The sequence below is a fragment of the Streptomyces colwelliae genome (assembly GCF_048158785.1).
GTDB lineage: Bacteria > Actinomycetota > Actinomycetes > Streptomycetales > Streptomycetaceae > Streptomyces.
The window spans coordinates 1-4,635 of sequence record NZ_JBLTJC010000577.1 but is presented as its reverse complement, the minus strand read 5'-3'; the positions used below and the strand labels follow the sequence as shown (position 1 = coordinate 4,635).

Below are 4,635 nucleotides of genomic sequence, written 5' to 3'. Positions count from 1 at the left end.
CGCTCACCCCCGCCGTCGATCAGGGCGACACCGCACCGATACCGGTGGCCACCACGTCCACGTCCACGCCCGTGACGGTGCTCCACGACACGGACTCGCCGGACATCGATCCGACCGACACGCATGTGGAGACGGAGACCGAGAGCGCCCCCGTGGTCGTGCCGGTCCCGGAGATCACCCTGACCTCCCCGGAGGGCGACACCACCGCGCCGACCGAGATGGTGGCCGGCGGTGGACGCCGTACCTCCTACCTCGGTGGCTACGGTCGGCGGCACGACGGCCAGGTGGGGCTCGTGCACGTGGAGCCGTTCCCGCCGGACGCGGTCGACGGGCTGCACCGCCAGGTGCTCACGGCGCTCGGCCGGCCCGCTCCGGGACCGGACGACCCCGTGCTCACGCAGCTGCGGGACGTGCTGTCGTCGGAGCAGATGACGCTGAACATGCCGTATCTGCGCAGCCAGGGCGGTCACCGCATCGTCCTGGACGTCGACGGCACCGACCGGGAGGTGGACGTACGGCTGTCGCTCGACGACAGGCGGCCGTCCGTGCGGCAGGGCACGCTCGACACGAGTGATCCCGACAAGCATGTGGAGCGGCGCGGGCAGGGCACCCGGGAGATCGTCTCCGCGCAGCCCTCCGGGACGTTCTCCACGATCCCGGTGCCGTGGACCGGTTCGGTGCCGATCGCAGCGGCGGGACCGGTCCGCGGGGTGGACATCGCGCTGAGCGCGACCATCACCCACAACCAGGCGGACGGTTCGACCACCGTCACCCAGGTCGTGCAGACCACCAGCGCCCAGCGCAGCAACGAGCCCTCCCGCGCCTTCGACTTCACCGGCAACTGGCAGGTGCGCGTGGACGCGCCGGCCCCGGGCACGGACGTAGGCAATCCCGACGTAGCGAATGCGGGGGACGCGACAGACACAACAGGCGTGACGGATACGGCTGTTGTGGTCGCGAACCCCGATCCCGCGCACGACTGGCGTCCGGCCGAGCAGCACGGGCCGGTCACCATCTGGTTCCCGCAGCACCTCGTGGACGCCGACACCGACACCGATCCCGGCCAGGGACTGCCCACCCCCGCCGACATCAGGACGCTGCCGATCTACGGCGTGGACTCGGTGCTGCATCCGCGGCGGCTGTACGAGGGGGCCGCGGAGCACTTCAGTGCCGACCTGGACGACACGTCGTCGGCCCAACTCGCGGACTTCCTGGGCGAACCGATCCTGCGGGGCACACTGCCGATGCAGGTCGAGGGCGGGCTGTACTCGCCGGTGCTCACCGACGCGCACGGACGTGCGGTCGGCATGATGCGGCTGGACGCGACGGTCCGGGGCACCACCCCCGTGGCCAAGAGCCTCGACAAGAAGATCAACCTGGAAAGCCATGTCGTCAACTCGGTCAAGAACGACCAGAACACGTCGTTCAACAGCGGGGTGACCTTCAGCGGCAGCGTCGGTCCGGCCCTCACGATCGACCACAGCGCGGGACACCCGGACGCCTCCCACGGCATCGGCGGCACCGTCAACGGCAAGGGCACCGCCAGTTTCGCGGCGCAGAACGTGTTCGGCACCAGCGCCCTCGCGGGCACCATGCACGCGGTACGCACCAACCACAGCCATCTGCTGACCGAGGCGGACGTCGAGTACACCCTCACCCTGATCCGGCCCGACGGCTCCAACTCCGCCTATACGCCCGGGACTTGGACGCACGCTCTCGATCTCCGGGTGCTCAGCGCCGAGGACGCGGCGGGGCACGAGCCGAGCCCGGACGAACTGCGCGTGCTGCCGCCCGAGTTGGAGACGCTGGAGTCGATCGGGCAGTCCACCGCGCCGCTCGGGGTGGACGAGGGTGACGCGGATCCGCTGTTCGAGGACGCGGAGACCTGGCTGCGGGACCACGGCTTCCTGCCCCCGCCGGCGGACGCCCCGCGCCGGGGCCGACTGCCCGACGAGACGCTGGTGCAGGCCCAGTTGAACAATCTGCGGCGGCTCCAGGAACTGCGTTCCCCGCTCGGGCTGCGCGCGGCGACGGACTCCATGGTGGACGGCGGCCACTCGCTGTTCCTGGAGATCCCCTCGGTGACCGGGCGGCGCCGGGTACGACTGGAACTGGGCGCGCAGCGCGACCCGAACCGGCCGGTGGAGCACCGCACCGTGCTGCCCAACATCCAGGTCATGGGCCTGGCGCAGGCCGCGGGCGGCGGCACCGCCCGGCTCGGCAACACCTACGGCCTGGGCGGCGGGCTCGGCGGCGGACTCACCGTGCCCACACCGCACGGCGGTTCGTGGACCCTGAGCGCCACCGGCGACTACCAGTACGTCGGCCAGGCCACGCTCGGCAACACCACCGGCACCACGCTCGGCCACGACCAGTTCTTCATCGGCACCGGGCAGGACACCCACGAGTTCGGGGTACCGGCCCGCCTCACGCTCGACCTGTACGAGGGGCCGGGCCAGGAACCCGTGGCCCGGTTCGGCGAGGTGGCACCGCCCGCCGAACACGGCGAGCCCGACCCGGAGTTGGGCCTGAACGCCCCCCACGAGCGCGGTGTCGCGGGCACGATCCGGCTGGCCGTACCGCACGAGCGCACACTGGACGGTGCCGACGCGGAGCCCACGCCGGAGGGCGAGCCGTACACCGTACGGCAGGTCAGGCAGGAGGACCGGGACCGCCTGGCCATGACGGACCCGGCCACCGGCGCGCCCCACCCGGACGTCGTCCGCGTCCCGGACGACGCCCTGATCGACGTGGTGCGCGGTTCCGCGGCACTCCAGGACGCCTTCCGGCGGATCGTCACGGGCACCGGTGTCGACGCCAACACCAATGCCGACGCCAATACAGGTGACGACGACAACGCCGCCGACGATCCGGCCGTCCCTCCCGGCCGCGTCGCCAGGCTGGTGGACAACGTCACCGGATTCCTGAGCAGTTCGCTGGTCGGGAGTCCGTTCGGCGACACCACCACGGTGAGCGCCGAGTCCCGGACCACCGCGCTCTCGCCCGGTTCGCTGGTCGGCCGGGGACACCAGATCTTCAGCGGCACCTACGTGGTGGAGGGGCTGACGCTGCCCGGGCTCGGCGCCGACGGCCAGCTCGCGATCGAGATCGAGGCCGTCGCCCACACGCCCCACCTGACGCAGAGCGTGAACCAGTACCTGGAGACCGGCATCTCCGCCGCCGACTCCGCGCAGCAGCTCAAGGGCCTCGGGAAAACACACCAGTTCGGGATGGGCGGCTCGGCGACCCAGAACAACCCGCCGAGTCCTCCCGCGAGTTCGCTGCCCGCTGGCTCCCCGGCGCCCACGCCCTCCACGCCGTCCCGCTTCAACCCGTCCGCGCGCTACCAGTACGACCGCAAGAGCGACAAGTCCGACACCCTCACCAGCGGCACCGGCACCAACCGGACACCGACCCAGTCGGGCCTCCAGCACCGGATCACGGCCGACGTCACCTACCTGATCACCGTACGGTCCGGGCATCGCAACGTGGTCGCCAACTCCCTCGGGTTCGGGCCGGGGGAGACCGTCACGCTCGCCGTGGACGTGCCGCGCGGGCTCCAGTTCCTGATGACGGAGAGCCAACTCCGGCGCGACGGACGGTGGATGGGCGCACTGCCCGACCGCCCGGCCGACCCGTCGACGACCGGCCTGACCAGCCCGTCACTGCCCAACCGCTACGTCCACGACGGCACCCTCGGCCTGGCCGCGGTCAACTCGGTCACCGAGTTCTCCGACCCGGGAACGGGCCCGACGGCGACCCCGCAGACCGAGCAGCGCTCCCGATTCCACAACGACGTACGGCAGTTGGTGGACCACTACGCCCCCGGCGCGACCACCCCCGGCCATGCCTCCTATCTGCCCGGTGTCGCCACGCTGATCGCCGACAACACCGGGGTCGCCGGGAAGCGGGCGCTGGTCGGGCGCGGCGGCGGACAGGTCAGGTTCAGCTTCCGGCACCACCGGTTCGGCGGGGCGGCCCTGGTCGAGGTGACGTTCTCGGCCCGTCCCACGACCACCGCCGCGGACCGGGGCGCCGTGCGGGGCACCGCGGTGCCGGGCGACAAGTCCGGTATCGAGCAGTGGGGTTCACACACGGCGGAGGGCCGTTCGCTCTCCTCCTCGGTGGGCCGGACGCACCGTCTCACCGGCAACCCGACGGCCCGTTTCAGCCGCCCCGACGCCGACGACCGCACGGACCGGCTCGGTCCCTCCGCCCATCTGGTCTCCTCGTCCAGCAAGGTCGACAAGCAGGGGAGCACCGCCGAGGACCGGTTCTGGCAGCGCACCGACAGCGCCGCCGACTTCGACGGCCTGGACTACGAGCTGGTCGCCACGGTCCGCTCCACCCTGGTCACCGACTGGCCGCCCAACGTGCTGGGCGCGCTGGTGCAGCGCGGGGTCATCGCCTGGGACGCCGCCGACGCGCCGACCCGCTCCTGGCTCAGCCGCACCCTCTCCGGCGAACTCGGCGGCCAGGTCCGGGTGCCGGCCCAGGTGAGCCTGCGCCAGTCCGGCGGGGGGTCTGGCCCACTCGCGGCAGGCCGTCAGGAGGTCGCGCTGGCGGTCCGGGGAGAGCCAGTCGGGCACGTGCACCGCGCCCGGCGCGATCTCCGTACGAACCCTCGGAAACAGC

The 4,635-nt window shown here is 72.1% G+C and carries 1 pseudogene; it reads right to left on the bottom strand.

The features are described 5' to 3' along the window. Positions 1–4,508: 4,508 nt before the first annotated feature. Positions 4,509–4,634 (bottom strand): annotated as a pseudogene (locus ACNFOC_RS51175) (alpha-ketoglutarate-dependent dioxygenase AlkB); the annotation flags it as partial. Between the last annotated feature and the right edge of the window lies 1 nt (position 4,635).